The organism is Arthrobacter sp. TJ-240, assembly GCF_058269195.1.
Genome location: NZ_JBZCNG010000001.1, coordinates 326,384 through 343,979, shown reverse-complemented (window position 1 = coordinate 343,979; position 17,596 = coordinate 326,384). Strand labels below are relative to the sequence as shown.

General features: G+C 67.9%; 17 protein-coding genes. 1 reads left to right on the top strand and 16 read right to left on the bottom strand.

The annotated features are described in order from the left end of the window. The first annotated feature begins 94 nt into the window (after positions 1-94). The gene (locus AC4D2C_RS01615; protein ID WP_490911900.1) at positions 95-1,114 is read left to right on the top strand and encodes a DUF808 domain-containing protein; all 1,020 of its coding nucleotides are present in this window, start codon (positions 95-97) and stop codon (positions 1,112-1,114) included. A gap of 159 nt (positions 1,115-1,273) precedes the next feature. Here AC4D2C_RS01615 and AC4D2C_RS01610 read toward each other — a convergent pair whose 3' ends face one another. From AC4D2C_RS01610 to AC4D2C_RS01535, 16 genes are all read right to left on the bottom strand, one after another. Next, on the bottom strand, positions 1,274-1,522 hold the full coding sequence (locus AC4D2C_RS01610) for a hypothetical protein (protein WP_490911898.1): 249 nt from the start codon (positions 1,520-1,522) through the stop codon (positions 1,274-1,276). A gap of 260 nt (positions 1,523-1,782) precedes the next feature. After that, the gene (locus AC4D2C_RS01605; protein WP_490911897.1) at positions 1,783-2,745 is read right to left on the bottom strand and encodes a sugar kinase; all 963 of its coding nucleotides are present in this window, start codon (positions 2,743-2,745) and stop codon (positions 1,783-1,785) included. Beyond that, positions 2,742-3,416, bottom strand: a complete 675-nt coding sequence (locus AC4D2C_RS01600) for a bifunctional 4-hydroxy-2-oxoglutarate aldolase/2-dehydro-3-deoxy-phosphogluconate aldolase (protein WP_490911895.1) — start codon at positions 3,414-3,416, stop codon at positions 2,742-2,744. Before AC4D2C_RS01600 ends, AC4D2C_RS01605 begins: the two co-directional genes overlap by 4 nt. Before the next feature lie 57 nt (positions 3,417-3,473). After that, complete coding sequence (locus AC4D2C_RS01595; protein WP_490911894.1) at positions 3,474-4,241, bottom strand: SDR family oxidoreductase; 768 nt, start codon at positions 4,239-4,241, stop codon at positions 3,474-3,476. Beyond that, positions 4,238-5,263 carry a zinc-dependent alcohol dehydrogenase gene (locus AC4D2C_RS01590; RefSeq protein WP_490911893.1) on the bottom strand — a complete coding sequence of 342 codons (1,026 nt, stop codon included), beginning with the start codon at positions 5,261-5,263 and terminating at the stop codon, positions 4,238-4,240. Before AC4D2C_RS01590 ends, AC4D2C_RS01595 begins: the two co-directional genes overlap by 4 nt. Before the next feature lie 58 nt (positions 5,264-5,321). Then, positions 5,322-6,173 carry a fumarylacetoacetate hydrolase family protein gene (locus AC4D2C_RS01585; protein ID WP_490911892.1) on the bottom strand — a complete coding sequence of 284 codons (852 nt, stop codon included), beginning with the start codon at positions 6,171-6,173 and terminating at the stop codon, positions 5,322-5,324. A gap of 39 nt (positions 6,174-6,212) precedes the next feature. Then, positions 6,213-6,965, bottom strand: a complete 753-nt coding sequence (locus AC4D2C_RS01580; protein WP_490911891.1) for an SDR family NAD(P)-dependent oxidoreductase — start codon at positions 6,963-6,965, stop codon at positions 6,213-6,215. Between the two features lie 38 nt (positions 6,966-7,003). Continuing rightward, entirely contained in the window at positions 7,004-7,717 is a 714-nt protein-coding gene (locus AC4D2C_RS01575) for a GntR family transcriptional regulator (RefSeq protein WP_490911890.1), read from the bottom strand. Further along, positions 7,714-8,913 carry a fumarylacetoacetate hydrolase family protein gene (locus tag AC4D2C_RS01570; RefSeq protein ID WP_490911889.1) on the bottom strand — a complete coding sequence of 400 codons (1,200 nt, stop codon included), beginning with the start codon at positions 8,911-8,913 and terminating at the stop codon, positions 7,714-7,716. Before AC4D2C_RS01570 ends, AC4D2C_RS01575 begins: the two co-directional genes overlap by 4 nt. Continuing rightward, on the bottom strand, positions 8,910-10,397 hold the full coding sequence (locus AC4D2C_RS01565; RefSeq protein ID WP_490911888.1) for an aldehyde dehydrogenase (NADP(+)): 1,488 nt from the start codon (positions 10,395-10,397) through the stop codon (positions 8,910-8,912). Before AC4D2C_RS01565 ends, AC4D2C_RS01570 begins: the two co-directional genes overlap by 4 nt. Positions 10,398-10,415: 18 nt before the next feature. Then, the gene (locus AC4D2C_RS01560; RefSeq protein WP_490911887.1) at positions 10,416-11,720 is read right to left on the bottom strand and encodes an enolase C-terminal domain-like protein; all 1,305 of its coding nucleotides are present in this window, start codon (positions 11,718-11,720) and stop codon (positions 10,416-10,418) included. Positions 11,721-11,751: 31 nt separating this feature from the next. Beyond that, positions 11,752-13,032, bottom strand: a complete 1,281-nt coding sequence (locus AC4D2C_RS01555; RefSeq protein WP_490911886.1) for a TRAP transporter large permease — start codon at positions 13,030-13,032, stop codon at positions 11,752-11,754. 7 nt (positions 13,033-13,039) lie between these two features. Further along, positions 13,040-13,654 carry a TRAP transporter small permease gene (locus AC4D2C_RS01550; RefSeq protein ID WP_490904799.1) on the bottom strand — a complete coding sequence of 205 codons (615 nt, stop codon included), beginning with the start codon at positions 13,652-13,654 and terminating at the stop codon, positions 13,040-13,042. Continuing rightward, complete coding sequence (locus AC4D2C_RS01545) at positions 13,651-14,700, bottom strand: sialic acid TRAP transporter substrate-binding protein SiaP (RefSeq protein ID WP_490911885.1); 1,050 nt, start codon at positions 14,698-14,700, stop codon at positions 13,651-13,653. The genes AC4D2C_RS01550 and AC4D2C_RS01545 overlap by 4 nt, the downstream gene beginning before the upstream one ends. Positions 14,701-14,728: 28 nt before the next feature. Then, positions 14,729-15,787 (bottom strand): Ldh family oxidoreductase, encoded by a 1,059-nt coding sequence (locus AC4D2C_RS01540; RefSeq protein WP_490911884.1) that lies wholly within the window; start codon positions 15,785-15,787, stop codon positions 14,729-14,731. A gap of 317 nt (positions 15,788-16,104) precedes the next feature. Then, entirely contained in the window at positions 16,105-17,568 is a 1,464-nt protein-coding gene (locus AC4D2C_RS01535; protein ID WP_490911883.1) for a protein adenylyltransferase SelO, read from the bottom strand. Positions 17,569-17,596: the final 28 nt, after the last annotated feature.

Genomic DNA, 17,596 nt, shown 5'->3' with positions numbered 1-17,596 from the left:
GTCCGCCCACGTATACTCCGAGCATGCCGAACGCCCGCCTTTCCTATGGCATCCCCGCCCTGAATCCCTCTCCTGAGCACCACGGGAGCGAGCTGTGAGCGGCGGTCTCGTCGCGCTCCTCGACGACGTCGCAGCCCTGGCCCGCATCGCGGCCGCCTCGGTGGATGACGTCGCCGCCGGGGCCGCGAAGGCAGGGGCCAAGGCCGCCGGCGTCGTCATCGACGACGCCGCCGTCACCCCGCAGTACGTCTCCGGTGCCGATCCGTCCCGCGAACTGCCGATGATCAAGCGGATCTTCTGGGGCTCGCTGCGGAACAAGCTGCTGTTCATCCTGCCGGCCCTGCTGCTTATCAGTGCGTTCATTCCGGGCATCATCCCTTTCATCCTCATGCTCGGCGGCACCTACCTCTGCTACGAGGGCGCCGAGAAGGTCTGGCACAAGCTCCGCGGCCACCACGAGTCCAAGAAGGCGCCGGCGGTCGAGCGGGGGCCGGAGGCGGAGGCCAGGGTCACCAAGGGCGCCATCACCACCGACTTCATCCTCTCCTGCGAGATCATGGTCATCTCGATGAACGAGGTGGCCGACGAGTCCCTGGTGGCCCGGGCGCTCATCCTGGTCGTCGTCGCGCTCGCCATCACGGTGCTCGTGTACGGCGCGGTCGCGCTGATCGTCAAGATGGACGACATCGGCCTGCACCTGACCACCAAGGACTCGGAGGGCTCGCAACGCCTCGGCCGGATGCTCGTCAAGGGCATGCCCGGCGTCCTGGCGGCGATCACCCTCGTGGGGACCATCGCGATGTTGTGGGTGGGCGGTCACATCATGCTGCAGGGCGCCTACGACCTCGGGTGGCACGCGCCGTACGACCTGGTCCACGTGCTCGAGCACCCGTTCGTCGGCGTCCCCGTGGTGGGCGGTCTCCTTGCCTGGCTCGTGAACACCCTCTGTTCGGCCGTCCTCGGACTGGCATGGGGCCTCGTGGTCATGGCGGTCGTGCAGCCCCTGCTGAAGCTGCTGCCGTTCGGCAAGAAGGGCGAGCACGAGGCGGGCGCCATCCGCGCCGCCGTCGCCGGCCATCGGCCGGCGGGACGGGACAGCGGACCCAGCGCCTAGCCGCACCCGCAGTCGGCCTCGCTGAAGACGGCGCTAGCGGTTCGCCACCGGCTGGCGACGCTCCGCCGCCGTCGGATTCCCGGGCAGTTCGGCGGAGCGAGCACCCCACGGTCTCCCTCGCGAACGGGAGCGCCGCCATCCTCACCAGGCACGCGGCCATCAGGTAGAAGGCCGGCACGAGGAGATTGCCGGTCGCGCCGATGAGCGCCTCGTTGACCAGGGGGCCGTGCCGCCGAAGAGCGCCGTGGCGATGTTGTAGGTGATGGCGAACCCGGCGAAGCGGACGTGGGTGGGGAACATCGCCGGGAAGGTCGCCGAGATCGTGGCCAGCTGCAGGACGTACAGGATGCCGAGGACGGCGAAACCGATCAGCGCTCCGGTGAAACCGGTGCCGATCAGCAGGTACATCGGTCGTTCCTGCGTTTCGGTGACATGGGTCGATGACCTCCCTGCAGATCGTGCGCCGGGCGTTCAGCCGCTGCGGCAGAGCGCTCTCCGGTGGCGCATCAACGGTTTCCAGCGGGATGGTCGCCGGGGAGTGCTGTCCTGCCGGGGAAATTCCTCCCCGGCGCCGCGGCGGGTGGTGTAGGGCCCGGCGTCGGGCTTCTGCGTGGTTGTGGTGCACTGGCGGAGCTCGGAGCTCGGAGCTCGGAAGCCGGTTCCGCCGGTTATCGCGTGACCGACTCGCCCTGATCGAGAAGGGCGAGCTCAGCACGTGTCGGGAGTCCTTCCCAGTCTCCGTAGGCCAGGCAGGCGAACGCTCCGGTCCTGGCGGCCAGCTCGAGCCGCTCCGACGGGGCCTTTGCTGCCATCAGCTCCGTCAGGTACCCGGCGACGAATGCGTCACCGGCACCGACGGTGTCGACAGGTTCGATCAGCACCGCGGGCTGGTGATGCATCACGCCGTCGATGCTCGCCACTGCGCCTTTGCTGCCCAGCTTGATGATCGTCTGCGAAGGGCCGAGTCCGGTCAGCCGCTGGGCCAGGTCCGCGGGGTCGGCCGCGGGTCCGACGGCCAGCGCTGCCTCCTCGTCGCCGGCGAAGACGATGTCGGTGAGGGGGATCAACTCCCGGTACGAGCGCCCCGCGTCCGCTGCGTTCCAGAGATTCGCCCGGTAGTTGAGGTCGAACGAGACGACCACCCCTGCTGATCGGGCAATCTCGATGGCCTCGCGGATCGTCGCCGCAGCCGAGTCCGAGAGAGCGGGCGTGATGCCGCTGACATGGAGGATCGCGGCTCCCCTGATGAGGGCGGCATCCAGGTCCTCGGGAGCCAGCCTGGATCCTGCACTGCCCGCACGGTAGTAGCTCACCTTCTGCGTCGCCATCGTCCGGCGTTCCTTCAGCATCAGGCCCGTCGGCGCGGCCGGATCCTCGGTGGCGCGGACGGTGACTCCTTCGGCGCGTATCTCGCGGCGGACGAGCTGGCCGAGGGAGTCTGCTCCCGTGCGCCCGCACCACACCGCGTTTCCGCCGAGCCGCTGGACGCCGATCGCGACGTTCGATTCGGAGCCGCCGATACCGAGACCCATCGATGACACATGGGCGAGTGGTCCGGGATGCTCGGCGGTGAGGAGCGCCATCGTCTCCCCGAGAGTCACCATATATGGCCCCGCAAGCTCCGTACTCACGATGTCGCCCGTGCTTCGTCGACGAGGTCCCGGAGGCGGCTTGCCCGTTCGGTGAGGCGCCGCAGATCCCCGCCCCGGAAGGCATCACCGAGCAGCGGGCCACCGAGGCTGACTGCCAGCGCTCCTGCCTTCAGCCAGGCGGCCGCATCGTCGATGCCTACGCCCCCCGAGGGGACGACCTGGATATCGGGGAAGGGGCCCCGCAGCATGGACACATAACCGGGACCGACGACCGATGCGGGGAAGACCTTGACCGCCGTCGCTCCGGCCGCCCAGCCGTTGAACAGCTCGGTGGGGGTCAGGCCACCCGGATAGATGGCGACGCCGTGCTGCACCGCGGCGGCGATGGTCGCGGTATCCGTCACGGGGGTGACCAGGTAGGACGCGCCGGCTTCGATCGCGCGGATCGTCTCGTCGACCGTGGTGACGGTGCCTACGCCGAACTCGGCCGCGCCGCCGAACCGTTCCTGCAACCGCGGGAGTTCCTCGAAGACCCCGGGCGTGCTCAGGGTCAGCTCGATGCTGAGCACCCCGCCGCTGACCAGTGCTTCCACGACGGGGGCATAGGCGCTCGCCCGGGAGGCACGCAGAACCGCAACGGTCCCGGTCTCCAGCAATATCCGGGACGCGGAGGCGCGTCCGACGGCGGGCGGTTGTTCTGATGGAGACACGACGGATCCTTCGGATGGTGGGGAGCGGGCACCGTTGCGGTGGCAGGAGGCTGGGTGTCAGCGGCCGAGCCAGCCACCGTCGACGGGGAGGACGACGCCGTTGACGTAGTCGGACGCGCGGGATGCGAGGAAGACCGTGGCGCCGGCGAGGTCCTCGGGGCGTCCCCACCGTGCTGCGGGGATGCGCTCGAGGATTCCCCGTTCACGGTCCGGGTCGTCCTGGAGCGCCTGCGTGTTGTCGGTGGCGATGTAGCCGGGAGCTATCGCGTTGACGTTCACGCCACGCGGTGCCCACTCGTTGGCGAGGGCCTTGGTCAGGCCCGCGATGCCCGACTTCGACGCGGTGTAGCCCGGGACGTTGATTCCGCCCTGGAAGCTGAGGAGCGAGGCTGTGAAGATGATCTTCCCGCTTCCCCTCTCCAGCATCTGCCGGCCTACCTCGCGGCTGAGGATGAACTGGCTCGAGAGATTGACCTCGATCACCTGGTCCCACATGTCGTCCGGGTGCTGGGCCGCGGGCGTCCGGGCGATCGTGCCGCCGTTGTTCACCAGGATGTCGATGGGCCCTGCCGCCGTCAGGTCGGCGGCGAGTCGACGGACCGCCGTGCGGTCCGCGAAATCCGCGCGCATCGCCGTGAAGCTGCGACCGAGCGCTGTGACCGCGTGTCCGACGGCGCTGCCGTCGGCCTCGAGGTTCGCGGAGACTCCGATGATGTCAGCTCCCGCTTCGGCGAGGGCTACGGCCATCGCCATGCCGATGCCTCTTCTGGCTCCGGTGACGACGGCGGTCTTCCCGGTCAGGTCGAAGGGACCCGCGGTGCTCATGGCGTCACCTCGCGGCAATCGACGAGGACCTTCATCACGCCGCCCGATTCGAGGGCGAGGAACCCCTTCTCCACATCCCCCAGGGGGACGACCTGCGAGATCAGCTGCCGGGCGGGGATGGCGCCGTCGGCGACGAGACGTACGGCTTCCTCGAAATCCTCGCGCTGGTACAGGCGGGCACCGAACATCTCGAGCTCCCGCCAGAAGAAGCGGTGGAGGTCGATCTCCTTCGGCTTGGGGTGGATCGCCACCATGACGAGCCGCCCCCGGGTGGTCAGGACCTCGACGGCGGAGTTGACCCCGGCAGCCGCGCCGGAGACCTCGAATGCCACGTCGGCTCCCGCCCCGTCCGTCTCCTGCAGGACGTGGCCGACGAGGTTCACCTCGCGCGGATCGATCGCGGTGATACCGAAACCCTTGGCAGTATCCCTCCTGCCGGGGTCGAGCTCGACCAGCACGACCCGGGCACCCTGCTGCAGGGCGACGGAGGCGATGAGTTGCCCGACCGGGCCGCCGCCGATCACGACGACGAAGTCCGAGGCCGCGAGCTTGGACCGTCGGACGTCGTGCACGGCGACGGCGGTCGGCTCGATGAGCGCCGCCTCGTCGAGGGCGAGGCCCTCGGGCAGGGCGATGAGGATGTCGGCCGGGACGTTCCAGGCGTTCTGCATCGATCCCTCGGAGTCGATCCCGACGAAGTTCAGGTTGTGGCAGATGTGCGTGTTCCCCCGGCGGCACGCCGGGCAGGAACCACAGGAGAGGGTGGGCATGACCGTCACCGGCTGGCCGACCGACCACCCGGTGACCCCCTCACCCAGGGCGGCGATGGTGCCCGACATCTCATGGCCGATCACCGCGGGCATGCTCACCCGCGCATCCATGTCCCCGTGGAAGATGTGCAGGTCCGTACCGCACAGTCCCGTGTAGGCGACGGCGATCTGCACCTGGCCGGGTTCGGGCGGTCCGACCACAGGCTCGGCGGTGGTGAAGGTTCGTGAACCTGTGTAGGTGGCAGCGGTCATGAGTTTCGCTCCTTCGTATGCGGGGGTGCTTGGGTGGGCCGCGGGGCGGGTGGGCGCGTCAGTGCGCCACCACCTGCTGGTGCTGCTCGCCGAGCCCTTCGACACCGAGGATCATGGTGTCCCCGGGAGCGAGGTACGGGAACCGTCCCGAGAGGGCTACACCCTCGGGCGTTCCGGTATTCACGACGTCCCCCGGATCGAGTGCCATGTACTGGGAGAGGTCCCGGACGATCTCGGCGACGCTGAAGACCATGTCGGCGGTCGTCGACCTCTGCCGTTCCTCCCCGTTCACACTGGAGTACAGCTGTAGTGACTGGGGATCCGCCACCTCGGACGCAGGGACCAACGCCGGACCGAGTGGGTTGAACGTGGGGGCGCACTTACCCTTCGACCACTGACCACCGGAGTGCCGGAGCTGGTAGTCCCGCTCCGACACGTCATTGCTGATGGTGAACCCGGCGATGCACTCCATCGCCTCCTCGTGGCTCTGCAGGTAGGAGGCGCGTTTGCCGATCACCACCGCGAGCTCCACTTCCCAGTCGACCTTCTGGGCTCCGGGGGGAAGGATGACGTCGTCGTTCGGGCCGACGACGGTGTTCGGGTGTTTGAAGAAGATGATGGGCGCTGGGGGTGGTGCGTCCCCGGTCTCGGCGGCATGGGCTGCGTAATTCATACCTACACAGACGACGGCGCCGATCCCGGACAGCGGAGGCCCCACCCGCAGGGAGGCGGCGTCCGCGAGCTCTGGCAGGGATCCGTCCCGAAGGGCATCGCGCACCTGCCCGATGAGCCCGGCTCCGAGGGCGGCCCCGGTGATATCCGCCGCGATGCCGCGCAGATCGTAGTAGGTGCTTCCTACCCGGACCGCCGGTACTTCCCGTCCGGCCTCTCCCAGTCTCATCAGGTCCATCGACGACGTGCTCCTAGCTCGTAGTGGGTCAGCAGTGCTTCAGGAGGAGGGCCGGAGGAGGAGGCTGTGCATGCCGCCGTCCACCGCGAGTGAGACACCGGTGGTGGATCCATTCGCGGGGTCGGCCAGGAACAGCACGGAAGCCGCTACTTCGTCCGGGGACACCAGCCGACCGTGCGGTTGCCGCGCCTCCAGCGCCCGGCGCTCGCCCTCCGGATCGGTTGCGGCCCCCAGGAGACGATTCACCCAGGGGGTATCCGCAGTGCCGGGGTTCACGCAGTTGACCCGGATCCCCTCACGCAGGTGGTCCGCGGCCATCGCCCGCGTGAGGGCATCGACGGCTCCCTTGCTCGCCGTGTAGAGGGCGCGTTGCGGAAGGCCGTGCGTGGCGGCGATGGACCCGGTGTTGACGATAGCCGCGCAGTCCGATCTGCGGAGGTACGGCAGGGCGGCTGTCGATACCCGGGCGATGCCCACGACGTTCACACCCAGCACGCGCAGCCACTCCTCGTCGTCGTTGTCGGCGACGGTGCCGATGGCGCCCATGCCTGCGTTGTTGATGACGACGTCGATCCCGCCCAGCGAGCGCGCGGACGCTTCCACGGCGGAGGTGACGGAGGCGCGGTCGCCGACGTCGCACTGCTGGCCGAACACGGCGTCGGGCAGGTTCGTGGGATGCAGGTCCAGGACGGCGACGCGCGCCCCGCGGTCGACCAGCGCTGCCGTCACGGCCGCACCGATGCCGGACGCCCCGCCGGTGACGATGGCGCGAACGCCGGAGAAGGAACCCATGTGCACTCCTGGAGGTATGAACGATGAAGGCGGGCAGATCAGCAGAGCTTGGCCGGCGGTGGAACCCGGAGGGTTCTCCCGGACTCCTGGGAGAATGCTTCCGCGAAGCGGTGGTAGGCCCCGATCAGGTGGGCGTGCATCGCGTCCTCGGCGGCGTCCGGGTCGCAGGCCCCGATCGCATCGACGATGTTCCGATGCTCTTCCACCGTCTGTTTCCCCCGGTAGTCCGCAGGGTGGAGGCGGAAGAGGTGCAGGTGGCAATGCGTGGCGCGGTAGGCGTGCAGTGCGAACTGGTTGCTGCTGGCCTTGAGGATGCTGTCATGGAAGTGGGTGTCGTGCGCCACGAGGAGGTGCCGTACGCTGGGCGCCGTCTCGGTGCCCTCCTCGAAGTTCGACAGTGACTTCTGCAGCGCGCGAGCCGGATTGCTCAACCGGTTGACCGCCGCGACCCGGGCGGCCCAGGGCTCCACCATCAGCCGGAATTCGAAGAGTTCACGAAGCTCGGCGATGCCCAGCAGCTCTGTGGTCCTGTATCCCTTGCCGGGGGTCTTGATGATGAGGTTGTCACCCTCGAGTTGGCTCAGTGCCTCCCGGACAGGTGTCTGGGAGACCCCGAATTCGCGGGCGAGGGCATCGATGTTCACCTTCTCGTCGGGTGGGATTTGAAGGTCGAGGATCTTGGTCCGCAGCGCGGCATAGACGTCGACGGAGGGCCGTGCCCGGCTGTCGAGTTCGAGGGAGCCGTCAGTCATGGTGTGCCGGCAGGGACGGCGGGGCGGGCTTTTCCATCATGCAGTACATACTCCAGCAGGTTGCCGATCCCGTAGGTCCACGGTGCGAGGTCCTCGGTGGGCTCCACCGTGTTGCTCAGCGTTCCGAGGCGGCTGCTGCTGATCTCGACGACGTCACCGGTCTCGTGGGTGAAACCCATGCCAGGCGCGTTCCTGTCCTCGTTCGGGGCGAAGAGCGTCCCGGTGAACAGGGCGAATCCGTCGGGGTACTGGTGGTGCCGGCCGTAGGCAGCGCCGACGAGCTCCTCGAAGGGGCGGCTCAGTCGCTGCACGCTGTTGGTCCCGGTGAGGGTGTACCCGTCGGTTCCGGTCACGGTCAGCCGGATCGTCTCCTGCCGGGCGTCGTCGAGCGTGTAGGAATCATTGAACAGGCGGAGGAACGGGCCGAGCGCGGCGGATCCGTTGTTGTCCTTCGCCATGCCGAGCAGAAGCGCGCTGCGCCCCTCGACGTCGCGCAGGTTCACGTCGTTGCCCAGGGTGCAACCACGGATCCGCCCCTGGTTGTCGACCATCAGCACCAGTTCGGGTTCGGGGTTGTTCCAGGAGGAGAAGGAGGGGATGCCGATGCGCTCGCCGTAGCCGACCGTCGAGAGGACAGGCGCTTTGGTGAACACCTCCGGGTCCGGGCCGATGCCGACCTCGAGATACTGGGACCAGAAGCCTTCACGAACGAGTACTTCCTTGACCCGTGCGGCTTCCTCCGAGCCCGGCCGCACCCCGGCGAGGCTTCCTCCGATCGCCGCCAGCACCTGCGAGCGCATCTGCTCCGCGAGAGTCAGGTCCCCGGCACACCGCTCTTCGATGACGCGCTCGATCATGCTGTCCACGAAGGTGACACCGCACGCCTTCACGGCCTGCAGGTCCACCGGCGAGAGGAGGTGGAGTGCGTCGTCACCGTTGCCACGGGGCGTGTCCAGGGCATCGCGGAGTTCCCACGCACGTGCCCCGTCCCGTCGTACACGCTCCAGCATGTCGGGCAGATCGTCGCGGTTGAGCAGGGCGGACACCGTGGGAGCCTGGTCGAAGAGGTCGAGCAGAACGCCTTCGTGGAAAAGGACGGGGCGGGGGCCCCGGGTCTCCGGGTCCCATAGCCGGCCGATGAGCCGGGCCTCGGAGGCGTCCTCGGGCAGGATCGCCTCGGGTTCGACCGGCGTCATCGGGATCCTCCTGCCGGTTCCATGCTGCCGTCCACCCGGCGGGCGATGCCCCAGGGGTTCGACTCCTGGAGCGCCGGTGGCAGCGCGGCATCGGGCACATCCTGGTAGGCCACCGGGCGCATGAAGCGGTCGATCGCGGCTGTGCCCACGGAGGTCGTACCCGGTGCCGTCGTCGCCGGGTAGGGCCCGCCATGCTGCTGCGCGTAGGAGACGGTGACGCCGGTGGGCCAGCCGTTCCACAGCACCCTGCCGGCGATGCCGGTCAGGGTCGCGAGCAACTCGCCGGTCGGATCGCCGTCGTCCGCGTGGATGGTGGCCGTCAGCTGGCCCTCCATCCGGGCCGCGAGCGCCGGCAGGTCTGCGACGTCGCGGTACCGGACCACCACGGTTGCAGGACCGAACATCTCCCGTTGCAGCACCTCGGGGTCGGACGCGACCGACTCCGCATCGACCAGCAGGACGGTGGGGGAGGGCACTTCGCCGTCGGAACCGGGTACGAGGGCCTGGACGCCGTCGAACGAAGCCACCTCGTCGCGTGCCTTGCCGAAGGAATCCCGCAGGCCGGGAGTGAGTAGCCTGGCCAGCGGAACGTTCTCGAGCGCATCTCCCAGGGTGCTGCGCAACTGCTCCTCGGACGCGGAGTCCGGCACGAAGAGCACGCCTGGCTTGGTGCAGAACTGGCCCATGCCCATCGTGAACGAGCCGGCATAGCCGGTGAGGATGTCCTCGGCCCGGGCGTTCCAGGCCGTCGGCAGCACGAAGACCGGGTTGATGCTGCCCAGTTCCCCATAGAAGGGGATCGGTACGGGCCGTGCATTGGCACGGTCGAAGAGCGCCCGGCCCCCGACCGTGGAGCCGGTGAACCCGATGGCCTTAACGAGTGGGTGATCCACCAGCGCCTCCGCGGCGGGACGACCGTCCACCAGGGCGAACAGTCCGGAGGGTGCACCGGCGTCCGCGAGGGCAGCGACCACTATCTCGCCCGTCCGTCGCGCAAGCTTCTGGTGCCCAGGATGGATCTTGTGCAGGACGGCACAGCCGGCGGCGAGAGCCGAGGCGCTGTCACCGCCCATCACGCTGAACGCGAAGGGGAAGTTGGACGCTCCGAAGACACCGATCACGCCGAGTGGCACGTTGACCCTGCGGATGTCCGGCCGTGGGCCCATGCCCCAGTCAGGATCCGCGTGGTCGATGGTGGCGTCGAGGGCGACTCCGGTGCGGACCTCGTCGGCGAACAGGTCCAACTGGAACGCCGACCGCTTCAGCTCTCCCTGGAGCCGGGCTTCGGCGAGGTTCGTGTCGGTGGCGGCGAGTGCGACCAGTTCCTCGACGTTGGCGCGGAGCGCATCAGCGATAGCGTTCAGTCGTGCGGCTCGTGTCGCGGGGGACTCGTCGGCGATGCTCAGGAAGGCGGCGTGCGCCTGCCTCGCGGCCTGGTCCACCTGCTCGGGAGTGGTGGCGATGGTCAGGGTCGTGGTGCTCATGGAAATCCTTCCGGAATCTCAGCGTGCGTTCAGTTCCTGCCAGACCGCGCCGCTCGGGTACGACCAACGTGAGGTGGACTCGGGCAGCATCTCGGCACCGACGCCGGGAAGCTTCGGTGCCTGGTACCGGCCGTTGGAGACCACTGCCGGTTCCGTGAAGTGTTCGTGGAGGTGGTCCACGAACTCGATGACGCGGTCCTCCATGGTTCCCGTGATGGCGGCGTAGTCGAAGAAGGAGAAGTGCTGCACCAGTTCGCACAGCCCGACGCCACCGGCATGGGGGCATACAGGTGTCTCGAAGCGGGCCGCGAGCAGCAGGTTGGCGATGTTCTCGTTGACGCCGGCCACTCGGGTCGAGTCGATCTGCATGATGTCGATCGCCCCGGCCTGGAGCATCTGCTTGAAGATGATGCGGTTATGGACCGCTTCTCCGGTGACGACCTTGATGGGGTGGACAGCCTTGCGGATGGCCGCGTGGGCGAGGATGTCGTCCGTGCTCGTCGGTTCCTCGATCCAGTAGGGCTTGAAGTCCTGGAGTTGGTTGACCCAGTCGATGGCCTCCTGCTCCTCCCAGCGCTGGTTGGCGTCGATGGCGATCCGGACATCCGGTCCCACCGCCTCCCGCGCCAGGGACAGCCGGCGGCGGTCGTCCTCGATGCTGCCGGCGACCTTGAGCTTGATCATGCCGAAGCCGTCCGCCGCCGCTTCCTTGGACAGGCGCACCAGCTTCTCGTCGCTGTACCCGAGCCATCCGGGCGTCGTGGTGTACGCGGGGTAGCCGTTCTCCTTGAGCTCCGCGATGCGAGCCTCCTTGCCCTCCTGGCCCCGCTGGAGGATGCCAGCGGCATCTTCGGGAGTGAGGGCATTGCGGATGTGGGTGAAGTCCACCGCACTGATGACCTCCTCCGAGGACATCTCGCTGAGCAGCAGCCACAGCGGCTTCTTCTCCCGCCGTGCCCGGATATCCCACATCGCATTGATCAGCCCACCGGCTGCCATGTGGGAGACGCCCTTCTCGGGGCCGAGCCAGCGCATCTGCGAGTCGTGGACGAGGCGCCGCGCCGACTCTCCGAGGTTGTTGACCAGTTCATCCGTGTCCCGGCCCACGAGTAGCTCGCCGTAGCTGTCCATCGCGGCGGTGACGATCTCATTGCCGCGGCCACAGGTGAAGACGAGGCCGTACCCGCTCTCACCGTCGTCGGTGTTGATCTCCACGTAGGCCGCCGAGTAGTCGGGGTCGACGTTGACGGCGTCCGAGCCGTCCAGTTCGAGCGACGTGGGGAAGCGGACGTCCGTGGTGCGGACGGATTCGATTTTCGACATGAAGGTCTCCTTGGAGGTCGGTCGGGGCGGGTCAGAGGAAGCCGAGCAGTACCGGCAGGCCGAGGGTGACGGCGGGAATGAAGGTGATGAACAGCAGGGTCAGGACCATCGGACCGAAGAACGGGAGGATGCCCTTGATCACGACGGGGACCGGTGCCTTGGTCACGCTCGAGAGGACGAACAGCACGAGTCCCACGGGTGGGGTGATCAGTCCGATCAGGAGATTGAAGATGACCATGATCCCGAAATGGACCGGATCGATACCGAACGTCTCCGCGACGGGCAGGAGGACCGGGACCAGGATCAGGATCGCGGCCGTCGGTTCAAGCACGCAGCCCACCAGCAGGAGCAGCACATTGACGAGGATCAGGAACATGATCGGCTGGTTCGTGATGTCCAGGATGAGGTTCGCGGCCACCTGCGGCGCCTGCTCCCGCGCGAGTACCCAGCCGAACAGTGCCGCTGCGGCGACGATCAGGAGCACCGAGCCGGAGGTCTCGACGGTGGTCAGCAGCGTGCGGTACATCTTCCGCCACGTCAGCGCCCTGTAGACGACGGCAAGAATCGCGATGTAGACGACGCCGATGCCACTCGCCTCGGTGGGGGTGAAGATGCCGCTGAGGATTCCGCCCAGGATGATGACGGCAGATCCGAGGGCAGGTACTGCACCGAGGGCTGTCTTGCCACGGGTAGCCCAGGTCGCCTTGGGCAGGCGGAGTTCGTTCTTCTTCCGCATGAGAATCCACACGGTCAGGCACAGCGCGGCCACCAGGATCAATGCCGGGACGATGCCGGCCATGAACAGGGCGCCGACGGACACACCTGCCGTGACGGCATAGATCACTGCCGGAATGCTCGGCGGGATCATCGGGGCGATCAGGCTGGAGGCACCCGTCACGCCGAGTGCGAACTCCTGCTTGTAGCCACGCTTGACCATCGCCGGCACCTGCACCCGCCCCATGGCCGCGGCATCGGCGATCGCGGCGCCGCTCATCCAGGAGAACCCGAAGCTGGTGGCTACGTTCACGTACCCCAGGCTTCCCCGGAGGTGTCCGATCGCGGCAACCGCGGCATCGTAGAGCTTGTCGGTGACGCCGGACACGTTGGCCAGGTTTCCCAGCAGGATGAACATCGGGACAGCCAGGATCGAGAAACTGTCGACACCGGAGACGGTCTGCTGGACGGCGGTGCCGAGCTGCACGGAGGGATCCGTGATCACATATCCGAGGGAAGGGATCAGGAGCGCGAAGGACACGGGGACACGGAGGGCGAGGAGCAGCAACAGGCTGATCACCATGATGAGGAGAGTCATGTTCTTCCTAGACCGCTTCCCGTTCGAGGTTCTCCATCGCATCCGGAACGAGCTCCGGATGACGGATGTTGAGGTACATGTGCACGAGGGCGTGGAAACAGATCAGGATGAATCCCACCACCGCCGAGCTGTAGACCAGGCTCATGGGCAACGACGTCGCAGGAGCCTGCAGGCGTGCCGCCCCGGCGGCGAATTCCGCCCCGGCGAAGGCCATCATTCCTGAAGCGATGATCACCATGAGCAGGGCGAAGGTGTCGAGGACCACGGTTCCTCGCCGGCCGAGTTTGCTGGCGACGATGTCCACCGCGATGTGGATGCGACGCGCCATCACGAATCCGGCGGACACGAAGGTGAACCACAGCAGGGCGAACCGGGCGAGTTCTTCCGTCCAGGTGAAAGGGGAATCGAAGATGTAGCGGCTGACGACCTGCAGGATGATCAGGCCCAGGGTGCCCACGAGGAAGGTGCAGGCGGCGATCCGCTCCGCGACGACCAGATACCGGTACAGGCCGTTCCGTTGCTCCGGGAAATCCGGGTCGTCAGGCTCCTGCGGGACCCGGAGGCCGGTGGCGAGGTTGTTCTCGTTGCCGGAGGATGGCCGCGGGTCGACCGCTTCGCTCATCGGGACGCCTGGATCTGCTCGTACAGGTCACCCCAGGGCTGCTCGCGCATGGCCTCCCCGGCCGCGGCGGCGAGGGAGTCACGGTCGACGTCCTCATTGACCTGGATGCCGCTACCGGCTTTCCATTCCTCGAGGATGGACTGCTCCTGTTCCTCGACGCATTCGCGGGTGGCGTCCGCGGCGGTCTGCATCGCGTCCTCGAGCGCGGTACGCTCCTCGTCGGTCAGGCCCTCGTAGACGGCGCGCCCGGTAGTGAGCTCGACGCCCTGGATCATGTGCCCCGTCAGGTTGATGTAGTCCTGGACCTCGTTGAACTTCGCCGTCGCGATGGTGGGGATGGGGTTCTCCTGTGCGTCGATGACGCCCTGCTGCAGCGCGAGGTACACCTCGTCGAGCGCCATGGGGGTCGCCGTGCCACCCATCGCGCTGATGTTCGTCAGGTAGAGGGGGGCGTTGGGCGTCCGGATCTTGAGGCCGCTGAAGTCGGCTGCGGTGCTGATCTCCTTGTTCGCCGTCACATGGCGTGTGCCGTAGTACCAGCTCGAGAGCACCTTGATGTCGGAGGATTCGTACAGGTCGTCGAAGACACCCTGCATCTCCTCGCCATTCGCGGTCTCGACGAAGTGGTCCACATCCTGGAACAGGTACGCCGCATCGAGGACCGCCGCGTTCTCCTCCCAGACGCCGAGGAAGGACGGGCCCGCCACGGCCATGTCGAGGCTGCCCGAAGCGACCTGCTCGAGCAACTCGGACTCGTTGCCGAGCTGTGCGGACGGGAAGCTCTGGATCTGCAGACCGCTTCCCTGCAACTCCTCCTTCAGGGCGGCGACGCCGCACTCTTCGACCGGGTGGGCCGCGTCGTAGACATGGGCCAGCCGCAGGGTCTTCGCTTCTGTGTCCACTTCTTCCACGCTGTCGCGGTCCACCGCAGTACCGACGTTGCACCCGGACAGCAGCAGGGCCGCTGCCGCGGCAACGCCCAGTACGGCCTTACGGTTGCCGCGGCGAGCTGTGGAACTGCAGGTGGAGTGAGTTTCAAGCTTCATTGCTGAATCCTTCCGAGAAGTGCGGTGGTTACGGTGCTGGATGGGTTTTGAGGGGCGATAGGGACAGCTCGTCGGCCAGCGTGGCCAGTTGCCTGATGGTCGAGGATGGCAGGGGGACTGCGTCTGCGGCTTCCGTCTGGCGTCGACGCTCCGGATCTCCCGGAGCGTCGACGGGCACGCCCCCCGGGCCGGAGGAGCGCACGCGGTCCTGAAGTGTGGCGACCCGTGAAGCGGTGCGCGCGTTCCCGGCGAAGGCGGCGGTATCGAGTCCGATCAGCAGGTGGCCGTTGTTCATGCGGGAGGCCGGGTTGGACCAGATGTCGATCGTCTCGAAGGCGAAGGTCGCGTCCGTCAGGGACGCGGCAAAGGCTTCGAGCAGGACGGCGACTGCTGAACCCTTGTGTCCGCCGAAAGGAATCATCGACCCCTTCTCCGCTTCGACGGGATCGGTGGTCGGGTTGCCGTCGGCGTCGACGGCCCAGCCCTCCGGCAGTCGGGTGCCTTCGTTCTTCGCGGCGATCACCTTGCCGTAGGCGCCGTTGCTGGTCGCCAGATCGGCTGTGAGGGGCCAACCGGAAGAGCTGGGAACCCCGAGGGTCAACGGATTGGTGCCGAGGACTTTGCTCGTGCCGCCGTGAGGCGCCACGACCGGTCCGGTCGAGGAGGTGAGGAAGGACAGGAAGCCCGCCTCTGCGAGTTGGTCGCTCCAGAAGGCGCCGGCGCCGTAATGGCTGCTGTTGTGGACGGCGACGGCGGCGATGCCCTGCACGCGACCGACATCGATCACGCGGTCCACAGCAGCCTGCATCGCGACCTGACCGAGCGCGGCATCGGCGTCGAGTACTGCGACGCTGCCCTGATCCTTGGAGAACTTCAGGTCCGGCAGCGGATTGATGCCTCCGAGCCGCAGCGCTTCGCAGTACAGCGGAAGTCGAAGCAGGCCATGGGAGTAGATGCCGCGCTGATCAGCCTGCACGAGCGAGCGGGCGGTCAGCTCTGCGTCATTCCGCGGAACCCCCCGAGCGGTCAGTGCGTCGGATGCGAAGCGGACGAGATCCTGCGGGGGCAGGAGTTGCTGGGAATTCATCGGCGAATGCCCTTCTCATATAGGAAGCTCGTTTATCCTATATTCAACGTGCTGCAGATCACAACCCCTCGCGGCAGTGGCCATCCCCATTGCGTCCCTCATGGCCGCCGCACTGCTCTGCAGCGTGGTACCGAGGACCCGCGTCAGGCGCTACCGCCGTGGGGGCGAGCAGGAGGAAACGAGCGCCGGCGATGACGCCGCCCCGGCCTTCACGAAGATCCCAGGCACCCGGAACGAATCTTCTCTCGCGTGCCCGGTGCCTCTCAACGTCTCGAGGCCACCGCTGATGCAGCGGTGCCCTGGTGGTGGCTGCGGCCTCAGGTGCCGCAGTACGTCGTGTACTTGCCGAAGTCCTCCGGCGCCCCGGCGGCGTACCGCTCCAGTCCCGGGCGCTCCTCGAAGGGCCTGATGACGACGTCCACGAGCCGTTCGAGCGGCTCGAGGTCGCCGACGGTGGCGGCGTCGAGCGCCTCCTCGACGAGGTGGTTCCGCGGGATGTACACGGGGTTCACGCGGTCCATCGCGCCGGCGTCGGGCCCGAGGGTGAGCCACCGCTCGGCCCAGGCGTCGAAGGCGGCGACGTCGAGCACCTTGTCCCGCGCGGGGCGAGCGTCGCCGTGCACGACGGAGCCGAGGCCCCGGAAGAACGAGGTGTAGTCGACGTGGTTCTCCTGCAGCAGGGTGAGGACGTCGTTGGCGAGGGCCGAGGCGACCTCGTCCTCGACGCCGCCGGGCAGCCCCAGCTTGGCCTTCATGCCCGTGAGCCAGGCGCCGCTGTACCGGGGGCGGAAGGATTCGAGCACGCCGACGGCGAGGGCCACGGCCCGCTCCTGGTCGTCGTCGATGAGCGGCAGCAGGGTCTCGGCGAGGCGGGCGAGATTCCACTCGGCGATCAGCGGCTGGTTGGCGTAGGCGTAGCGGCCGCCGCGGTCGATCGAGCTGTAGACGGTGGCATAGTCGAAGACGTCCATGAACGCGCAGGGTCCGTAGTCGATGGTCTCGCCCGAGATGGTCATGTTGTCCGTGTTCATCACGCCGTGGATGAAACCCACGAGCATCCACCGGGCCACGAGCGACGCCTGCGCGGACAGGACCGACTCGAACAGTGCGAGATAGGGGCGCTCGGCGGACGCGGCATCCGGGTAGTGGCGGTTGATCGCGTGGTCGGCCAGGCGCGTGAGGAGGTCCGCGTTGCCGGTGGCGGCCGCGTACTGGAAGCTCCCGACGCGCAGGTGGCTGCTCGCGACGCGCGCGAGGACGGCACCGGGCAGCAGAGTCTCGCGGCGTACGTCACGCCCCGTGGCGACTACGGCGAGGGAGCGCGTGGTCGGTATGCCGAGCGCGTGCATGGCCTCGCTGACGATGTACTCGCGGAGCATGGGCCCGACGGCGGCGAGTCCGTCACCGCCGCGCGCGAACGGGGTACGGCCGGAGCCCTTGAGGTGGAGATCGCGGAAGCGGCCCGCCGCGTCGGTGACCTCGCCGAGCAGCAGCGCCCGGCCGTCGCCGAGGCCCGGGTTGAAGCTGCCGAACTGGTGGCCGGAGTAGGCCTGGGCCACCGGGGTCGCGCCGTCCGGCACCGAGGTGCCGAGCAGCAGGGCGAGGCCGTCGGGGGAGCGGAGGAACCCGGGATCGAACCCCAGCTCCGCCGCCACCGGTTCGTTGAGGGCCAGCAGGCGCGGCGCCGGGGCGTCGGCGGCCTGCCAGGCGACCGCCATCTCGGGCAGTTCCCGCGCGAAGCGGCCGTCGAAGGTGACCCTGGACTCTGTAGGCACGCTCATCCTTCCACCGTACGCCGGGCGGTCCGGC

Excerpts from the sequence above, each read along its gene's own strand:
- AC4D2C_RS01570 (WP_490911889.1), bottom strand. The coding sequence starts at position 8,913 with ATGACGCCGGTCGAACCCGAGGCGATCCTGCCCGAGGACGCCTCCGAG.
- AC4D2C_RS01590 (WP_490911893.1), bottom strand. The coding sequence starts at position 5,263 with ATGACCGCTGCCACCTACACAGGTTCACGAACCTTCACCACCGCCGAG.
- AC4D2C_RS01575 (WP_490911890.1), bottom strand. The coding sequence starts at position 7,717 with ATGACTGACGGCTCCCTCGAACTCGACAGCCGGGCACGGCCCTCCGTC.
- AC4D2C_RS01545 (WP_490911885.1), bottom strand. The coding sequence starts at position 14,700 with ATGAAGCTTGAAACTCACTCCACCTGCAGTTCCACAGCTCGCCGCGGC.
- AC4D2C_RS01540 (WP_490911884.1), bottom strand. The coding sequence starts at position 15,787 with ATGAATTCCCAGCAACTCCTGCCCCCGCAGGATCTCGTCCGCTTCGCA.
- AC4D2C_RS01610 (WP_490911898.1), bottom strand. The coding sequence starts at position 1,522 with ATGTACCTGCTGATCGGCACCGGTTTCACCGGAGCGCTGATCGGTTTC.
- AC4D2C_RS01565 (WP_490911888.1), bottom strand. The coding sequence starts at position 10,397 with ATGAGCACCACGACCCTGACCATCGCCACCACTCCCGAGCAGGTGGAC.
- AC4D2C_RS01555 (WP_490911886.1), bottom strand. The coding sequence starts at position 13,032 with ATGACTCTCCTCATCATGGTGATCAGCCTGTTGCTGCTCCTCGCCCTC.
- AC4D2C_RS01535 (WP_490911883.1), bottom strand. The coding sequence starts at position 17,568 with ATGAGCGTGCCTACAGAGTCCAGGGTCACCTTCGACGGCCGCTTCGCG.
- AC4D2C_RS01595 (WP_490911894.1), bottom strand. The coding sequence starts at position 4,241 with ATGAGCACCGCGGGTCCCTTCGACCTGACCGGGAAGACCGCCGTCGTC.
- AC4D2C_RS01560 (WP_490911887.1), bottom strand. The coding sequence starts at position 11,720 with ATGTCGAAAATCGAATCCGTCCGCACCACGGACGTCCGCTTCCCCACG.
- AC4D2C_RS01550 (WP_490904799.1), bottom strand. The coding sequence starts at position 13,654 with ATGAGCGAAGCGGTCGACCCGCGGCCATCCTCCGGCAACGAGAACAAC.
- AC4D2C_RS01580 (WP_490911891.1), bottom strand. The coding sequence starts at position 6,965 with ATGGGTTCCTTCTCCGGCGTTCGCGCCATCGTCACCGGCGGGGCGTCC.
- AC4D2C_RS01585 (WP_490911892.1), bottom strand. The coding sequence starts at position 6,173 with ATGGACCTGATGAGACTGGGAGAGGCCGGACGGGAAGTACCGGCGGTC.